This window comes from Brevibacterium sp. AGC70, from assembly GCF_057334195.1.
Genome location: NZ_JBHFIH010000017.1, coordinates 217,760 through 234,948, shown reverse-complemented (window position 1 = coordinate 234,948; position 17,189 = coordinate 217,760). Strand labels below are relative to the sequence as shown.

Annotated in this window: 13 protein-coding genes and 1 riboswitch; of the genes, 5 read left to right on the top strand and 8 right to left on the bottom strand. The window is 63.7% G+C overall.

Annotated elements, in window-relative coordinates; genetic code table 11:
* On the bottom strand, positions 1-642 hold a 642-nt coding region (locus ACE03M_RS15340; RefSeq protein ID WP_485934890.1), incomplete at its 3' end, for an MFS transporter.
* Between the two features lie 66 nt (positions 643-708).
* Positions 709-1,185 (bottom strand): MarR family winged helix-turn-helix transcriptional regulator, encoded by a 477-nt coding sequence (locus ACE03M_RS15335; protein WP_485934552.1) that lies wholly within the window; start codon positions 1,183-1,185, stop codon positions 709-711.
* 174 nt (positions 1,186-1,359) lie between these two features.
* Positions 1,360-1,488, top strand: a riboswitch (FMN riboswitch).
* A 114-nt stretch (positions 1,489-1,602) separates the two neighbouring features.
* On the opposite strand from ACE03M_RS15335, the gene ribD reads away from it, so the two are divergent.
* The 5 genes from ribD to ACE03M_RS15310 all read left to right on the top strand — a co-directional run bounded on the left by ribD (position 1,603) and on the right by ACE03M_RS15310 (position 6,789).
* Positions 1,603-2,673 carry a bifunctional diaminohydroxyphosphoribosylaminopyrimidine deaminase/5-amino-6-(5-phosphoribosylamino)uracil reductase RibD gene (gene ribD / locus ACE03M_RS15330; protein WP_485934889.1) on the top strand — a complete coding sequence of 357 codons (1,071 nt, stop codon included), beginning with the start codon at positions 1,603-1,605 and terminating at the stop codon, positions 2,671-2,673.
* 42 nt (positions 2,674-2,715) lie between these two features.
* Complete coding sequence (locus tag ACE03M_RS15325; protein WP_485934888.1) at positions 2,716-3,507, top strand: riboflavin synthase; 792 nt, start codon at positions 2,716-2,718, stop codon at positions 3,505-3,507.
* Complete coding sequence (ribB, locus tag ACE03M_RS15320) at positions 3,500-4,822, top strand: 3,4-dihydroxy-2-butanone-4-phosphate synthase (RefSeq protein WP_485934886.1); 1,323 nt, start codon at positions 3,500-3,502, stop codon at positions 4,820-4,822. The genes ACE03M_RS15325 and ribB overlap by 8 nt, the downstream gene beginning before the upstream one ends.
* A 75-nt stretch (positions 4,823-4,897) precedes the next feature.
* Positions 4,898-5,368 (top strand): 6,7-dimethyl-8-ribityllumazine synthase, encoded by a 471-nt coding sequence (gene ribH, locus ACE03M_RS15315; RefSeq protein WP_485934885.1) that lies wholly within the window; start codon positions 4,898-4,900, stop codon positions 5,366-5,368.
* Between the two features lie 521 nt (positions 5,369-5,889).
* Positions 5,890-6,789 (top strand): hypothetical protein, encoded by a 900-nt coding sequence (locus tag ACE03M_RS15310; protein WP_485934884.1) that lies wholly within the window; start codon positions 5,890-5,892, stop codon positions 6,787-6,789.
* 157 nt (positions 6,790-6,946) lie between these two features.
* On the opposite strand, the gene poxB is transcribed toward ACE03M_RS15310, so the two are convergent.
* The 6 genes from poxB to ACE03M_RS15280 form a co-directional block, all read right to left on the bottom strand.
* Entirely contained in the window at positions 6,947-8,662 is a 1,716-nt protein-coding gene (gene poxB / locus ACE03M_RS15305; RefSeq protein ID WP_485934882.1) for a ubiquinone-dependent pyruvate dehydrogenase, read from the bottom strand.
* A gap of 186 nt (positions 8,663-8,848) precedes the next feature.
* On the bottom strand, positions 8,849-10,012 hold the full coding sequence (locus ACE03M_RS15300) for an MFS transporter (protein ID WP_485934881.1): 1,164 nt from the start codon (positions 10,010-10,012) through the stop codon (positions 8,849-8,851).
* Positions 10,009-11,346 (bottom strand): Wadjet anti-phage system protein JetD domain-containing protein, encoded by a 1,338-nt coding sequence (locus tag ACE03M_RS15295; protein WP_485934879.1) that lies wholly within the window; start codon positions 11,344-11,346, stop codon positions 10,009-10,011. The genes ACE03M_RS15300 and ACE03M_RS15295 overlap by 4 nt, the downstream gene beginning before the upstream one ends.
* Positions 11,347-11,361: 15 nt before the next feature.
* Complete coding sequence (locus tag ACE03M_RS15290) at positions 11,362-14,829, bottom strand: ATP-binding protein (protein ID WP_485934878.1); 3,468 nt, start codon at positions 14,827-14,829, stop codon at positions 11,362-11,364.
* Positions 14,826-15,569: a DUF4194 domain-containing protein gene (locus ACE03M_RS15285; RefSeq protein ID WP_485934877.1), complete on the bottom strand. Its 744-nt coding sequence runs from the start codon at positions 15,567-15,569 to the stop codon at positions 14,826-14,828. The genes ACE03M_RS15290 and ACE03M_RS15285 overlap by 4 nt, the downstream gene beginning before the upstream one ends.
* Positions 15,566-17,029, bottom strand: a complete 1,464-nt coding sequence (locus ACE03M_RS15280) for a DUF3375 domain-containing protein (protein WP_485934875.1) — start codon at positions 17,027-17,029, stop codon at positions 15,566-15,568. The genes ACE03M_RS15285 and ACE03M_RS15280 overlap by 4 nt, the downstream gene beginning before the upstream one ends.
* Positions 17,030-17,189: the final 160 nt, after the last annotated feature.

Sequence of the window (17,189 nt, the reverse complement as noted above, 5' to 3'; positions counted from 1 at the left end):
CGGCTCGGGCGAGGTCTTGATGCCGGTGTCGGTCTTCCCGCCGGGCAGCAGGATCACGATGGCGATGAAGCCGATGGCCATGAGGACAGCGGTGCCGAAGAACGGTCCGCGCCAGGAGATTCCGCCCAGCAGGCCACCCAGCAGAGGTCCGGTCGCAATGCCGATGCCCAGAGCCGCCTCGTAGAGGATGATCGCCTTGTCGGCGCCACCGGAGGCAGCACCGACGATGGTTGAGAGCGCGGTGGAGATGAAGAGGGCGTTGCCCAGCCCCCAACCGGCTCGGAACCCGATGATCTGGTCGACGCTGCCAGAGAAACCGGCCAGGGCAGAGAACGCGACGATGAGGATGAGGCCGATGAGCAACGTGGTCTTCGCACCAATCCGGGAGGACACGAAGCTCGTGAAGAACATCATGCCGCCGGTGATGAACAGGTAGCTGGTGAACAGCAGCATCGACTGCGACGGGGATGCGTGCAGTTCGGCGGAGATCGCGGGCAGAATCGGGTCGACCAGACCGATACCCATGAACGCGATGACCGCGGCGAACGCGACTGCCCATACTGCTCGTGGTTGACGCAGAATAGATGGTTCCGCGCCCTCCCCATCCTTCGTCTGTGGTTCGTTACCTGGTGACACGCTCATTGCTGTTCCTGCGCACCCTTTCGTCGATATTTCGTGTTTCGCTGTTGTTGGCCTGATGTGTGTTCGTCAGCCGGTGTGCGTCTCGTCTTGTTGGACTTCGTCAACATCCACGGGATGCTGTTCCTGCAGATACTTCGAGACCAGTCCCAGCGCCCGATGGACGCTGAGCCTGTCGTCGGGAGTCAGAGCCTCGAAGTAGGGCTCCATCCGCTCGACCAAGATGGTGCGGTTCTCGGCCAATCGTGCACTGCCCGCCTCCGTCAGTGAGAACTGTGAGGCCCGCCTGTCACTCGGGCTGACTTCGCGAAGGACGTATCCGGCCTCTTCGAGTCGGCCCAGGACTTTGGTCGCAGCAGGCTGCGAGCACAGGTATCCCTGCGCGAAATGCCCCACCCGGACAGGCTGATACTGCTCGACCACGCTGAGCGCACGCAATGCGACAAGGTCACTTTCATTGCCGACAACTCGCCTCATCGCTCTGGTCAGACGCGAGGAGACAACGACAAGGTCAGTGACGAGCTCCGCAGAATCAACATCATCCATAACTCCTTTATATACCTTAGTTATGCAATTCCACAAGGACTGCATAGCAGCGACGGTGCCGCCGCCCACGACCGCACCCGCGATGCTGGCCCGGCAGAACTGCGGCAGGGCACCTGCGCTTCTCATGTGACGGACATCATGGCCACCTCGGCGAGGGGCATGCTAATCTGTGGTCACATGTTCCGGGGACGGTGAAAATCCGTACCGGCGGTGATAGTCCGCGAGCCGACTGCATTCGTGCAGGAGGTTGACTTGGTGAAATTCCGAGACCGACAGTCAGAGTCTGGATGGGAGGAGCATGGCGACCGCGGTCGCTGTGATTCGGTGCATCCCAGTGCACTGTCGCACACGTCCGCACGCTCTGATAGTTGCACCCGCAATATCCTCCCTCCCGGCATCAGTTCGGGAGGTTTTTTCATGCACGCGGGGTTCACCGATCTCGAAACGACCGCGATGTCCGCTGCCCTGCAGGCCGCGCGAAACGGTCACCGGGGCGCGAATCCTCTCGTTGGAGCCGCAATTCTGACGAGGGACTCGCAGATCGTCGTCGGCCATCATGCAGGCGCAGGCAGTCCCCACGCCGAGGTGGACGCCATCACCACGGCCATCGACCTCGGCGTCGACCTCGCCGCATCCACCCTGTTCGTGACCCTGGAGCCATGCAATCACACCGGCCGGACCGGGCCGTGCGCCCAGGCGATCATCGAGGCCGGCATCCCCGACGTCGTCTTCGCACTGCCCGATTCCAACGGCGTCGCCGCCGGTGGTGGGGCCACCCTCGCCGAGGCGGGGGTCCGGGTCCGCTCGGGCCTTGGCCGTGACGAGTCCTCGGCTCTCAACGCCAGGTGGCGTCGTGCCGTCGATGCCGAGCGTCCCTTCGTCACAGTGAAGATCGCGCAGAGTCTTGATGGCATGGTCGCGGCCTCCGATGGTACCAGCCAGTGGATCACCTCGGCACAATCGCGAGAGCATTCACATGAGTTTCGGTCCCGAGTCGACGGGATCCTCGTCGGCACCGGAACGGTCCTGGCCGATGACCCCCGACTCAATGCCAGGGGACCAAGCGGTGAACCGCTGGAAACCCAGCCGATGCCCATCGTCCTCGGGCTGACCTCCCTGCCGCCGGAATCTTTCCTCGCACTCAATCCCGACACGATTCACCTTCGCACACGCAACATCACTGCAGCACTGGGCGAACTGCATGCCCGCGGTCTGCGCCACATCCTTGTTGAGGGTGGGCCCAGCGTGCTCGGCGCCTTCTTCGCCGCCGGTGCAGTCGACGAAGTCTTCTGCTATCAGGCTCCACTGCTGGTGGGCGCGGGGAAATCCAGCTTATCGGGCCTGGGCACGTCGACGCTGAGTGAGGCGGTCGGTCTGGTTCCCGACGAGACCGCCGAACCTGCAGTCGCGCAACTTGGACCCGACGTACTTCTCCACTTCGTCACCGGCGACACCAGTTTCGGCACCACTGACAACTACACCATCTGACGCACCATCTATTCACTGATCGCACACTCACTCGGAGGGCACATGTTCACCGGCATCATCGAAGAGCTCGGCATCGTCGCGGCCATCGACCGCAGGGACGATTCGGCTGTCATCACCATCGACGCCAAGGGACTCGTCTACGACCTCGGCCTCGGCGGGTCACTGGCCGTCAACGGCGTGTGCCTGACCTCGGTCAGGGACGAAGCATCCTCACCGCCCGACGGTGCGCCTTCCGAGTCGCCGGGTGCCTTCACCGGCGAGGTGCAGGGACCCTTCACCGCCGAGGTGATGGGCGAGACCCTGCGACTGACCGGGCTGGGAGCCTTGCGCACCGGGGACCGGGTCAACTTGGAGAGGTGCACACCCGCCTCGGGGCGCTTCGATGGGCATGTGGTGCAGGGACATGTCGACGGGTGCGGTGAACTGCTGAGCCGCGACGACTTCGATGAGTGGTCGACATTACGCATCGGCATCCCGAACTCTCTGGCTCCCTACACCGCCACCAAGGGTTCCATCGCCCTCAACGGCGTCTCACTGACGCTGACAGCCGTATCAGAACCCAGCGAGACCAGCGCCTGGGTCGAGGTCGGACTCATCCCGGCCACGTTGACTCACACCACGTTCGGCGATCTGGCCCCCGGCGACCCGGTCAACGTCGAGGTGGACGTGCTCGCGAAATACACCGCCCGCCTGCTCTCGTTCCGCACAGAGGTCACCGCTCCTGCGGACCCTGACGCATCTGCCACATCAGCGACATCAGCGACATCAGCCGAGACAACCACTCTCCTCAACTCAACTGACAGCAGCACTCGACAAGGAGCCGACAATGCCTGATACCGACCCAACCGCTGCGCGGCTCGATCCGATCGAGGACGCGATCGCTGCGTTCGCTGCGGGCCAGCCCATCGTCGTCGTCGATGATGAGGACCGCGAGAACGAGGGTGACCTCATCATGGCAGCCGAGTTCGCCGAGGCAGCCACTATGGGCTTCTTCGTCCGTTACACCTCTGGAGTCATCTGTGCACCCATGGATGCCGAGCGTGCCGCCGCACTCGAACTGCCGCCCATGGTCTCTGCGAACGAAGACCCGAAGGGAACCGCCTACACGATCAGTTGCGACGCGGTCGGCGTGACCACCGGAATCAGTGCCGCCGAGCGTGCCCTGACCGGACGCCACCTTGCTGCGGCAGCCCCCGATCCGGCATCGATCACACGCCCCGGGCACGTGTTCCCGCTCATCGCAAAGTCCGGTGGAGTCCGTGAACGCCCAGGCCACACCGAGGCTGGAGTCGAGTTCGCACGGCTGGCCGGGGCTACTCCTGTGGCGATGATCGGCGAAGTCGTCCATGACGACGGTTCGATGATGCGCTTTGACTCCCTCCGCGAGTTCGCCGATGCCCACAAGCTGGTCATGGTCTCGATCGAAGGACTCATTGACTACCTCAACGAGACCGATACGAACCCGCGAGCGATCGAAGCATCAGCAGAAGTTCCGCTGCCGACCAAGCACGGGAGCTTCAGAGCACGTGCATTCACGATCGACGGTCACGACCACCTCGGCGTGTTCTCCCGGATCGAGTCTGCCGCTGTTGCCGACGAACCGAGGGCTCAGGAGTCGTCACCGCGCGGGCCTGCACCTCTGGTTCGGGTGCATTCGGAGTGCCTGACCGGGGATGTGTTCGGATCTCACCGCTGCGACTGCGGGGAGCAGCTGGATCTGGCACTGCAGCGCATCTCCGACGAGGGTGGTGCCGTGATCTATATGACCGGTCACGAGGGCCGCGGAATCGGGTTGAGCAACAAACTCCGCGCCTACGCCCTGCAGGATCGGGGGCTGGACACTGTGGATGCAAACCGTGAGCTCGGCTTCCACGACGATGACCGTGACTACCGTGCAGCCGCGGAGATCCTGGGCTCCATCGGCCTGACTCGCATCCGTCTGCTGACGAACAACCCGGACAAGACCCGGGCGCTCGAAGCCCTGGGAATCACGATCGAGGCCGTCGTTCCGCTTGAGATCCCCGCGCGGCCGGAGAACTCGAACTACCTGAACACCAAGCGTGAGCGCATGCACCACAAGCTGACTCTGCCCTCTGTGGTCGGCAGTGCTTCTGCCTCGGCGACCATCGCTGAGAAGCACCACTGCTGAGCGGCCGCTTCAAACACTCCCACTTCTGACCACTGACTCTTCCGGCCACCAGGGCCGGCACGAAAGGACTTACCCATGGCACATTCCGGAGCACCCGACCTCGCCGTCTCCGCGGCCGATTCTCGAGTCGCCATCATCGCAGCATCATGGCACACACAGATCATGGACGGCCTGGTCGACGGCGCCCAGCGGGCGGCCACCGAGGCTGGAGCCCAAGCCACCCTGGTGCGAGTCCCCGGCAGCTTCGAGCTGCCCATCGCCGCAGCCCGACTGGCACCGCACTTCGACGCGGTCGTCGCCCTCGGCGTCGTCATCCGTGGCGGCACCCCACACTTCGACTATGTGTGCCAAGCAGCCACCGACGGCCTCAACCGCGTTGCCATCGACTCCCGCAAACCAGTCGGCTTCGGGGTGCTCACCTGCGATACCGAGCAGCAGGGACTCGACCGTGCCGGACTCGAAGGCTCTCAGGAAGACAAAGGCCACGAGGCCATGACCGCAGCGCTGGTCACCGCGCAGGCTCTGGCGGAGTATCCGATCGTGTGAAATGTGAATCGTCCGATCGCCGCGGCGAATGTGAGCGCGGCTAGTCAGACCGCAGTGAGCGCGACACGGGCTTCCTGCGCCAACAGGACACGGGCTTCCTGCGCCAACGGTTGGTAAGTTCGTCGCGATCCTGAGCTCGGGCCCCCCACGAACCTACCAACCGTTTCAGCAAGAGTCCGCAGGTATGTCGGGATTACGTCTCGTTGGACATGCGAAAGTCGACTCATGCGCTTTGCAGTGTGGATGAACCCCGAGCTTTGGAACGTTATGAGACCGAGAGGTTCGTGCTGGGGCAGCAAGCAACAGCTACGATCACAGGAATACCGCTCAGGGGCAACGGAAATCGCTGCTCGAACCGAGTGCGAATCTGTCCACAGCTGGACCTGACTTAGACGTAGTTCCCCTGGGGATGCCGGGTCGTTATCCCCAACGCTCCTGAGCCACTTGGAAAGCGTGCCGTTGGCCGCCCGATACTGATCAGCATGTCGTATTGGCGCTCGAAACCGATGACTTTCAGGCAGATGCCGACCCCATTCACCCGCGCCGATTTGGCCGCTCGGAAGATCACTTCGTATGCGTTGCAGCATGATCCGCGCTATATCCAGATGGTCCATGGCGTTTGGATCGACAGTACCGAGGACATCGTGGCTCCCACACCGGTCTGGGCAGGAGCCGAGTGGCAGAGAGTTGCGACGCAGCTGCGAGGCTTTCGTCTGCGACGCCCTGACGTGGCCGGCACATTCTGGACCGCTGCTCGCCTGTATGGTTTGCCGATGCCGAATCGAATCCGGGACCAGGATCTTCACGTTGCCGGAGACACAGCCTGCACCCGAGTCAATATGCGGCAGGTCATTCTTCATCGACATCGTCAGCTCAAGCAGATCGACTTCTTCGACCTGCAATTGGTCACGGTTCCACACCTACTCGTCGAACTCGGCTCTCACCTCAGTCTGCTCGAACTCGTGCAATTCGGCGATGCGGTGGTGTCGAAGCGATTCGGCGGTCCGAAGACCACTGTCGAATCGCTTCACACCGAACTCTCCACTCGTCGCCAAGTCCGCAGCCGCCGAAGGATAGAGAAGGCGTTTTCGCTCATTCGCCTGACCGTTGACTCCCCTCGTGAGACCTGGCTACGGCTATGGCTCATCGACAACGGCTTTCCCGAACCTGTAGTTCATCCGCGGGTTCTCTGCAGGATCAAGAATGTGATCCTGCAGCCCGATCTGGGATATCCAGAGCTCAAGCTGGCAAACGAATATGAGGGAGACCATCATCGATCGTCAGAGGGACAGTTCAACACTGACATCGAACGGCAACAACTGTTGGAAGCCGAAGGGTGGACCGTCCTCCGAGTCACGAAGAAGACAGATATGGCGACCTTTGGGAAGCTCCTCGACACCCACCTGAACAATCCTGCCTGAATCTGCAGCTGGCGGCAGCTGAACTGGCGGCAGCTGAAGAGGTAAACGGTTGGTAAGTTCTTCTCGATCCAGAGCTCCGGGTCGCGAAGAACTTACCAACCGTTGACGCGGACAGGCTTCAGCGACAGCTCGGCAGCCCGACAGTGCCCAGCGACCCTCAGAACAGCTGGCGGATGTTCGTGCGCGCCAGGTCGATGAGTTCGTCGCCCTTGCCGGAGAGCACCGTGCGGACGGCGTAGAGCGCGAAGCCCTTGGCCTGTTCGGCAGTGATCGTCGGCGGCATGGACAGTTCCTGGCGTTCAGTGACGACGTCGAGGACGGCCGCACCGTCGTAGGCGAGGAATTCCTTGACGACCTTCGGCAGGTCCTTTGACTTCTCGACGCGGAAGCCCTTGATGCCGACCGCCTCGGCGATGGTGGAGAAGTCGGGGTTCGAGAGCTCGGTACCGAAGGTGACGAATCCGGCGGCCTTCATCTCCAACTCCACGAAGTTCAACGAGGAGTTGTTGTAGACGACAGTCTTGACCGGCAGCTTGTTCTGCGTCAGGGTGATGAGCTCGCCCAACAGCATGGCAAGGCCACCGTCGCCGGCGAGCGCGATCGTCTGCCGATCCGGATGAGAGGCCTGCACGCCGACGCTCTGAGATAACGCATTGGCCATGGAGCCGTGGCTGAAGGACCCGATCAGCCGGCGTTTGCCGTTCATGGTCAGATACCTGGCAGCCCAGACCACAGGTGAGCCGACGTCGGGGATGAACACGGCGTCCTCATCGGCCATCTCGTCGATGAGGCGAGTCAGGTACTGCGGGTGGATCGTCCGCTTCGACGGGGTGGCGAGTTCATCGAGGTCCTTGCGGGTCTTGCCGTAGTGCTTGGTCATCGACTTCAGATGCGCGCTGCTGCGGCTCGGTTTGATCAGCGGCAGGAGCTCGCCGACAGTGTCGGCCACTGTGCCCACCAGTCCGATGTCGACGCGTGTGCGGCGTCCGATCTGTGAACCTCTGATATCGGCCTGGATGACTGTCGCGTCATCGGGATAGAACTGCTGATACGGCAGGTCAGTGCCCAGCATGAGCAGGGTGTCGCAGTCTTTGAGCGCATGGTAGCCGGAGGAGAATCCGAGCAGCCCGGTCATGCCCACGTCGTAGGGGTTGTCGTATTCGATGAACTCCTTGCCGCGCAGCGAGTGCACGATCGGTGCCTGGAGCTTGGCAGCGATGGCGATGAGTTCGTCATGAGCGCCCTGCGTTCCAGCGCCGGCGAGGATCGTGACCTTCTTGCTTTTATTCAGCGCCTTCGCAGCCGCTTCAAGCTGGGATTCGGCAGGGATCACACGGGGCGCATAGGACCGCACCACCTCGGCGGCGGCAGAGATATCGGTCAGCCCGACGTCACCGGGGATGACGAGAACGGCAACACCGCGCTTCTCGATGGCCTCGCGCATGGCGATGCGCAGCAGGCGCGGCATCTGCTCCGCGGTCGCCACGTGTTCGACGTAGACGCTGCATTCGCGGAACAGCTCGGTCGGGTGGGTTTCCTGGAAATAGTTGGAGCCGATCTCATCGCTGGGGATGTGAGCGGCGATGGCAAGGACCGGCACCCGGGAGCGCTGGGCGTCGTAGAGTCCGTTGATGAGGTGGAGGTTTCCCGGTCCGCAGCTGCCTGCGCAGACGGCGAGTTCACCGGTCAGTGCGGCCTCGCCGCTGGCGGCGAAGGATGCCGCCTCTTCATGGCGGACGTGGACCCATTCGAGCTGAGGGTTGACGCGCAGGGCATCGGTGAAGCCGTTGAGCGAATCTCCTGGGATCCCGTAGACCCGCTTGACTCCGCTGGCCACGAGCGTATCGACAATGTTTCCGGCGACGGTGGGCATAGGATTCCTTCCGTTGGAACACATGGAGCTCTCACAGCTCCTGGGTGGACCTCCATCAGCATCCCAGTCAGAGTGCTGACACAGGCTGGTACCGCGGTTTCAGTCTATCCCCGAGGTCAGCGGTCGGGCATGTGAAGTCAGAGACAGCGGACATGTGCACGGGCGTCGTTGACGTCCGCGCCGAATTCACGTCCGCGCCGACAGCACCGTCGCCCCGGTCAGCAACGCAGCCATCACGATCGCCATCATCGGATAGCCCCCGACGACCCCGGCCAGCGCGGGACCGGCGACCGGGGCCAGCGCGGTGCCGACGGTGATGGGTGCGACGAATACCCCGTTGATCGCACCGAAGTTGGTGGTCCCCCACCTGTCGGCGACGGCTGTCGCCTGCAGCAAGGTGATGCATCCGCGCACGCCGCCGGTGAGCATGCCGATGCCGATGAGCAGCCAGATCGGGCCAGAGACGAACGCCAGCAGCCAGAGCCCGATCGCTCCGCAGGCGAACAGCAATATGGTTCTGGCCCGCGAGGTGGTGTGGCGTTCGAGTGCGGGGTAGAAGAACCGGCCGGCGACCTGCCCGAATCCGACGGTCCCAAGAGCGATTGCGGCGAGCGAGTACCCGGCTCCACGCTCGATGATGAGGGGAATGATGTTGATCGTGACGGCGAAGAGGGTGAAGGTCGCTAGCGCGACGGCGAGTTGGAGGAGGACGAACTTCGGGGATCGAGTGATGCTGCGGATCTCCGCGCGCGACGGCACCGTCGAATTCCGGGACATGTCATCAGTCCACCCGCGGTTGAGGAAGAACCAGTGCATCGGCAGAGCCGTCACTGCCAGGATGCCGGCAAGGATGACATAGGCCGGTCGCCAACCCCACGAGTCGATGAGCCAGGCGATGATCGGGGCGAACACCGTCGAGGCGAGGCCGCCGACCAGCGTGATCGTTGTCAGTGGCTTGGTTCGCTCAGCTCCGTACCAGCGGGTGACGACAGCGAAAGCCGGCGGATAGAGGGTGGCAGCCTGGGCGAATCCGGCCAGCACCCACGCGAAGAAGAAGACGAGGAGATTCGGTGCTGCTGCCACGAGCAGCAGCGCGACGATGCCGATGAGAGTGCCGATGCTCATGAGTGTTCTGGGTCCGTGAGCGTCGAGCAGCTTTCCGACGCGGACACCGGCGAGCGCGGAGACGATGAGCCCTAGGGTCAGTGCCGCAGTCACGGTGGTGTGGCTCCAGCCCATATCGGCAGAGATCGGAGTCACCGCCACCGGCAGCGAGTAGTAGAGCAGTCCCCAGCTGGCCAATTCGGCAATGCAGAGGGCGGCCAGCCCTCCGCGGGGCCGGTCGGTCATCCTTGTGCCTTTCGTGGGGCTGCGGGTTCGCTCGCCGAGGTTGTCGGCTCCCCTTGCGAGGCCGAAGACTTATTCGACGCGTCTGCAGACTCCCCCGCCGAGGCGGCCGTTTCCTTCAGTGCGGCGAGCGCGGTGACCCACGGAATGCGCTCCTGCTCGAGTCGAACGTCGCCCTCGGCACGCAGGCGGGCGAGCGCCCGCGTCTCCGTCCCAGTCAGCTCCGGGAACACTCCTGTGTGGGGTTTCGGCTCCTGGACCCACAGGTCCTTGTGGTCGATGAGAGTGCCCTCGGCCATGAGCGTCGAGTTCACGTGCGGCAGGTGCTTGCGCAGCCGAGAGAGGATCGCGAAGCCGTGCGAGTCGAGATCGCCCCAGTAGATGACTCGCGCTCCGTGCACCCAGGCCAGACGGGCGACGTTGTCCACCGCGTAGCCCGATCCGTGCACAGCCACAGCATCGGCCCAATCGGGCATCGCGAGCACAGATTCCAGGTTCTCGAACACGAAGACCAGCCGTGGCGCAATTGCCAGCTCACTTAATTGGGGCACCGGCGCGGTGACGTCGCTCAACCCCGAGGGAATGAGCTCCGGGTCGAGGATGCGCAGCCGAATCCGAGGTTCGGCGTCAAGGACGTCGACGGCTTCGGGTCGCCCAGTTGCCTCCAGCAATGCTGTGACTAAGGACCTGTGGGTCTCGAACCATTTCGAGTCGACCCCGCGCATGGGCAGTTGCCGTGGCCGCAGGGTTCCCACGGGATTGTCGTGCAGCCAGTCGACGACGTCGAGGAGTGTGGCGAACTCGGCCTGGGCCAACCCGAGGATCCGTTTCGCGTGTGCTCTGATAGCCGAGACGAGAGGATCCACGCGCGCCGAGGTGGCCGCGTTATTCGCCACGACGTCCTTGACGCGCGCCGAGGCGGCCGCGTGCTGGTCGTCGAACCGTGACCGGATCGTCGCGGTCCGGTCCCGCAGCCGACGCCACCATCGGGCCTCGTCGCCGCCGACGAAGTTCGCCACCGCGTCCGGTGTCCGCAGACGAAGGCGGAGCGGGATCTGTTGGCGGCCGACCCGCGCCCAGGAGCGTTCAGCCCAGTCAATATTCGGGCTATTGAGGTTCTCCGGCTTCGAGTCACTGGCTTCGGGGGCGGCGATCTTCCGCCAGGTCCCGGCCCATTCCATGGCGACTGCCTGGTCCTCGAGCACCTGTTTCTCAGTGGGTGGGTGCAGGGCGATCTCGACTACCACCGGGTCGGACTGCGTGGCCCAGGTCGACATCGACGAGCGCAGGCGGGTACGCGCCTTCGCCCGCGCCTCGGCAACGGAGAGCATCGTCATCGACACCTCACCCGGTCAGCTCTCATCGTCGCTCTCACCTGTGCTGGTGCTAGCGCCGTTAGGCACTTCATCAGCGACGGCAGCCCCTTCCTCGCCGACGGCTTCACTGCTCGATTCTTCCCTGACTTCGGTGTCCCAGACCATGGTCGAGGCCACGGTCTTCTGTCGGCTCGGGTTCTCGATCGAGGTCGCCGCTCCGACATAGGGTTCGATGGTCTGCAGGAGTTTCTGCGGGGTGGCCAGGACCATGTGGAACCCGAACTCGATGAAGATGTTCAGAGCCATGCGCGTGTACCTGGTGTCGGCCTTGTCGAAGGCCTCATCGAGGATGATCGTGCCGTACTTCGAGATCGCCTCATCGGGGTCGGCCAGCTGGTAACGCAGGGCGGCCGCGAGACAGAAGATGACGAGTTTCTGCTGCTGGCCACCGGACATGGCCGCGCCCGAATCATAGGTGGCATGTGCTCGCCCATGGTCGTCGATCTCCTCGGCCAGGAAGGTTACGTGCAGACGGGTGTCGAGGCATTGGTTCTTCCACACCTTGTCCACGTGCTCGCTCGAGGAGAACCGACGCATCACCTCGGCGAGGGTGTCGTATTTGTCCTCCGCCGTGGTCATATCCTCTTCACCCCAGGTGCCGCCGGCGACCCTGCGGAGGTCGGCGATGAAGGCGTTGACGGTTTCACTGCGCCGAGTCTTGACCTTCAGTCGCAGATAACGGCCTTCATCGAACTGGGACCGCAGGAGCGAGGAGTTGATCGGTGCGACCCGGTCCTCGATCTCACGTGGGGCGGCATGGATCTCGTTGAGGAGTTCGCCGATGAGGTCGCGGGAGCGCTCACTCAGCAGGTCCCGGAACCTGTTCTCATGATCGGGCAGTCCGTTGGCCAGGATCTCGTCGAGCATCATCAGGTAGTCGTGTCGGTCGGCGACATCGGCGGTGAGATCGGAGGCAACCGAGGACCACGCGGCCTTGAACTCAGCGGCCAGCCTGGTCACGGCCTGACCGGCTTCGCTCGCCACGGACTGTGCTCTGTCCTTCTCCGACTGCAGAGTCTGAGATACCTGCTGGCCGATTTCGGGCAGAGATTCGCGCTTGATGCTGCGCTGAATACGCGTGAATCGGGCCTCGAGCTGCTCGGCAATCGTCGGATCCACTTCTGGGATGTGTCCGGCGCTGACGTCATCCTCGAGACGGCTGAGACCTGCCCGCAGACCGGTGATCTCTTCGTTCGCCCGACGCAGGGCATAGTCGCAGTCGCGGGTGGCGACCTCGGCTGATTCCTTCGCCGCACGGGCTTCGCGTTCGGCTCCGATCGCCTGCTGCAGGTCACCGTCTGCGTCCTCGAGTTCGCGCAGCGCCTTCTCCAGGGTGGCGATCGTCTCCTTGGCCCCGGCCAGGTCCACATCTCGCCAGGACTGTTCACGGATACCGGCGAGGATGCCCTTCCGTCGGTGAGCCTGTGCGGTCTCCGCGTTCGCGGTCTCGACGATGGCCTGCGCCTCGGCCAGGTCCGCCTGGGCGTCTTTCAGTGCTGTGATGAGTGCTTCGAGTTTGTTCTCCCGGTCACCGAGCACCCACTGGCTGCGATCGTCGATGCGACGCCGGTCATCCTTCTCATAGCGAGTCCGTGAGGTCTTGACCTGGCCCTTCATAGTCACAGCACGAGGATGGTCATCGAGTTCGTCGGGGCGCTCGACACAGGCGAAGTCGAAGCGTTCGGACAAGGTGGAATGCACCCACTCCCCGAATCCGGTTTCGGCGACAGTGACTTTGTTGACCAGGGACTTCGTGCTGTTGACGGGTCGTGGTTTCGCGGCGTGCGCGGGGATCTCCTCAAATACGAGTCGCCCCTTGATCCGATGGGAGTCGACCCAGGACCGGACCGCACCGAGGTTCTCGCTGCGCACGAGGACCGTGAGAGCCAGCGGACGCAGCACACGTTCGATCGCCCCGGTCCAGGCAAACTGGTCGGGGTCGACTTCGATGAGTTCGGCGGCGAAAGGCAGCGCCTTCTCGCTCAGCCCGGTGCCTTCTGCCAGTTCCTGACGGATCTGGAGCAGGTTGCCCGGCACGGTCGAACCGGAACGACGCAGGGAGTCGATCTCGGCTTCAAGGTCCCTGACACGTGCCCGAGCCTTCGAGAAGCGGTCGTGGTCGGCATGGCTGGGTCCCGCGGCTTGTGTCTCGTCATCGAGGGTGGAGGCGATCCTGGCCTGGAGTTCGGCGAATTCAGTCGCCGAGGTGGGCACCTGCTCGATGTCTGCCTGCTTCAGCTGTCGCTCCAGGCTGGCCCACCGGTCGGCGATGGCCCTGCGTTCGGTCTCGGCCGTGTCGATGCGCTGTTGCAGGTGTTCGGCTTCCGAACCGCCGAGGTCGAGGGTGGCCCGACGGGCAAGGTCGTATTCGTCGACGGCAGCGTCGTAGTCCTTCTTGGCCCGGTCTGCCGCGACTTCGATTTCGACGAGCTCCCTGCGCTGGGATGAGAGATCTGAGCGGATGAGGTCGAGTTCGCGCCGCTTCTGGAACGGCAGCAGGGCATCGTTGAGGGCGATCGACTTCGCTGCGGACTCGTGGGCGAAGTCGTATCGGTTCGAGGCCTCGCGGAGTTGCAGAAGGTGGTCGCGTTGACGGCGCAGTTCGACCACGTGGTCGTGGGCGTCCTTGAGGTCTCCGAACTGGTTGACCGCGGTCTCTGCCAGGTCGAAGGTGACCGGCGGTTCGAGCATGTGGTCGCGGAAGAGGCGGTCGAGACTGTCGAGACTTTTGGCCGATTGGGTCTTGTGCAGCAGCTGCAGCGCCGATTCGCTGGCCATTCCGAAGACCTTGCGCATCCGGGCGTAGAACCTGGCGTGTGAACCGTTTGAGGTGATGAGTGCTTCAGGATGCTCGGTCTTGAGCTTTCGGGTCTCGAGACCGGACCGCGCGTACTGCTGCAGGTCGGCGAGGTCGAGGCCTGCCCGTTCGAGGATGCAGACATCGGACAGGTCGGTCATCTTCGTGCCCGAGCCCTTGATGAAGAAGAGCCTGGCCAGCGACAGCGGACGGTCCGTGCCATTGTCGTAGCGGAGGATGATGCCGCTCCACGTGGCACGCGGACGCAGGTACTTGCTCACGACACGGTCCTCATCGGAATCCGCCGTGCGGGTCCACGCGCCGCGGACATAGCTGACGAGACTGCGCTGATCGACCCGACTGCCCGCAGTCTGGGCTGCGACGTTGAAGCGCAGCCACTTGTCCGGGGTGAGCACGGCGGCGATGCCGTCGAGCAGTGAGGACTTACCCGAGCCCGAAGGTCCGGTGATCAGGTGGCCTTTGTGGGAGACAGGGATGCGGTGGATGTCCGCGTCGAAGGTGCCCCAGTTCGCGATCTGTATCTCGGACAGCCTCCACTGGCTGCCGACGTCGGGACGATCGGTGCCGCGGGCGCGGGCCTGGTCAGCGATGAGCGCGGCATCGAGCGGGAAGAGGGCTTCGGTCACGCGTCGTCCTCCTCGGAGTCGTCGGTGCCGAGTCCGGAATCAGGATCGGAACCTTCGGGTTCGTCAGGATCGTCGGTCGCATGGGAACTGAGCCCCGCCTCGGCGATGGAGCCCTTGGCCTCTCCCGAGGCGATGCGTTCGTAGACGTCGATGAGCTCACGCACCTGGTCCTCGTCGATGAGGAACTTCACCATCGGCGAGATTTCGAAACGCTCCTCGCCTGCCTTGTGAAGGACGCGCAGACGGTTGCTCATCCGGCTCCAGGCACCATTGAGATTGCGCTGGAAAGTCGACTCGTCGCCTGTGCAATAGATCGCGAGGCGTTCGTAGACCTCCTCGCGATCGACGATCACACGCCGCTCGCCGGGTGCGGCCAGCAGCAGCTGCCGCAGGACGAGAAGCATGGCGGTATCGAGGAAGGTCAGCCGCTCGCTGCGCACCGCAGCGGGCACGTCGATCTCCTCGGAGACGACCTTGCGGGTGAAGGCGAATTCATCGAGCTTGTCGATGACGAGCTCCAAGAACAGGTCGTGCAGCCGTGATCGCACAATGGACTCGTCGGCGACCAGAGCCGACCACAGCTGCGGACTCTGTGCGCCGGAGACATAGGGGCCCTTGAGCAGTTCGAGCAGAACCCTGCGGGTGCGCTCACCCAAGGTGCCTGTGTCCTGGAACCACAGCCCACTCGGATTCTGGGCGGACTCCTCAGACTCGATAGGTGCGTCTGCGGAATCGTTCATAGTGTGATGCCTTCGGTGAAGTAGTGGCGGCGGATCGTGGCGCTGCGTCCAATTCCGTCGACCCCGGCCCATTCGAGTCGGTCTCGCGCTTCGGAATCGATGTGTCCATAGGTGCTGGCCAGCGACAGGAGACCGACGACGCTCGCCAGGCCCTGTGAGGCCGGGAACTGGTCGAGCACCTCGGCGACGGAGATCTGCTCGGCTCCGTGGATGGCCTGATTGACGTTGTCGGAGAGTTCGGAGAAGTCGATCTCGGATTCCCTTGCGACGGCGATGAGTTCAGCGAAGTCGACCTCGGTCTCGGTCGCCTCGCCCAGTTCGGCGCCGGCATCGAACTCGGTGGGGTCGTGGAGGATGACCTCCCCGACGCTGGCCAATGCGACGCTCGAAAGCTCGAGATCCACGCCGAGGTTGTCGTAGGGTTTGCGGACCTGTGAGACCGGGGCTGCCGCGGCCAAGGCATCCCGGATCAGGGTGCGCATGACGCGATCGCGTTGGAATTCGTGGGAGTGGACGTAGCGGCGCAGACCGCGGGCGAATTCGGACAGGATGTCGGAGACTTCGCGTGAGCCGTCCTTCATCTGCCGCATGAGGGTGCGCAGTGAGCGGCGGGTCTCGGCCGTCAGCGTGGCTGAGAAGTCGCGGTCGAGGATCGCTGCGATATCTTCGTCGAAGGCCGAGGCCTGCTCGGGATCGCGGACGAGTTGAGAGAAGGCGGAGAAGGTTCTGCCCTCATCAGAGGATTCGATGAGGTCGACTCCGCGGAACACCTCGTCAAGCACCTGGGACTGTGAGTCCTCGGCGGCGAGGATCGAGATCCGCAGGTCCTGGTTGAGCTCTTCGAAGCGGGCGCGAACACGTGCGAAGTCGGCGGGCAGACCCTGCGCCTGTTGGAGGATGTCGCCGACGCGCTCATTCGCCCGGCGCCGATCGAGGACGATCGAGCGGGGGTCTCCGCGGCGGACGCGGGCGATCTCAGCATCGATGCGGTCACGTTCGGCTCGCAGGGATTCCAACCGACGGGAGCTGTCCGGGTCGGTGTCGATGGCCAGCTGCCGCACCGATTGGGCGAGGCTGACCAGTCGTGATTCAGTCGCAGTCTGCGGTGGAGTCCGCAGCTGTTCGAGCATTCGGATGGCCTCGAACCCCGCCGCGGAGAGTTCGTAGGTCTCGCCCCTCGCCGAGGTGGCCGGTCGGCGGACGAGGATCTCCGCCCGACGCCAATCGTCGCAGTAGGCCTTGGCTGTCCGCGTGGACAGCTCGAAGTGGTCGCGCAGCTCCTCGAGGTCCGAGTCGATGGACTCGTGCAGGTCTTCAGTGGAGATTCGGGTGCCGGGCTTGCCAAGGTGAGTGCCCAGTGTCGCTGCCATAACCGGGAGATGATCGGCCCGCAGCATGCGCATGGTGGCATTCGTTTCAAGCAGTCGCCGGTAGGCGAACGCGGAGCTGAGGGCGGACATATCACCCATTCTCTGCGCCGGTGGGGCCCGTTGCCAATTTCGGGTGCACGGACCACGATGATCGAAGCTTGCACGCCTCTCGCATCGCGCACGATTCGTCGTCGGGCGGCGCACAGGTCGTATTCGGACTGCGCACAAGTAGTCGATTATTGGGTCATTA

What these genes read in the sequence shown, in the direction of transcription:
- ACE03M_RS15310 (WP_485934884.1), top strand. Translation starts at nt 5,890, where the DNA reads ATGCCGACCCCATTCACCCGCGCCGATTTGGCCGCTCGGAAGATCACT.
- ACE03M_RS15295 (WP_485934879.1), bottom strand. Translation starts at nt 11,346, where the DNA reads ATGACGATGCTCTCCGTTGCCGAGGCGCGGGCGAAGGCGCGTACCCGC.
- ACE03M_RS15285 (WP_485934877.1), bottom strand. Translation starts at nt 15,569, where the DNA reads ATGAACGATTCCGCAGACGCACCTATCGAGTCTGAGGAGTCCGCCCAG.
- ribH (WP_485934885.1), top strand. Translation starts at nt 4,898, where the DNA reads ATGGCACATTCCGGAGCACCCGACCTCGCCGTCTCCGCGGCCGATTCT.
- ACE03M_RS15280 (WP_485934875.1), bottom strand. Translation starts at nt 17,029, where the DNA reads ATGTCCGCCCTCAGCTCCGCGTTCGCCTACCGGCGACTGCTTGAAACG.
- ACE03M_RS15335 (WP_485934552.1), bottom strand. Translation starts at nt 1,185, where the DNA reads ATGGATGATGTTGATTCTGCGGAGCTCGTCACTGACCTTGTCGTTGTC.
- ribB (WP_485934886.1), top strand. Translation starts at nt 3,500, where the DNA reads ATGCCTGATACCGACCCAACCGCTGCGCGGCTCGATCCGATCGAGGAC.
- poxB (WP_485934882.1), bottom strand. Translation starts at nt 8,662, where the DNA reads ATGCCCACCGTCGCCGGAAACATTGTCGATACGCTCGTGGCCAGCGGA.
- ribD (WP_485934889.1), top strand. Translation starts at nt 1,603, where the DNA reads ATGCACGCGGGGTTCACCGATCTCGAAACGACCGCGATGTCCGCTGCC.
- ACE03M_RS15325 (WP_485934888.1), top strand. Translation starts at nt 2,716, where the DNA reads ATGTTCACCGGCATCATCGAAGAGCTCGGCATCGTCGCGGCCATCGAC.
- ACE03M_RS15300 (WP_485934881.1), bottom strand. Translation starts at nt 10,012, where the DNA reads ATGACCGACCGGCCCCGCGGAGGGCTGGCCGCCCTCTGCATTGCCGAA.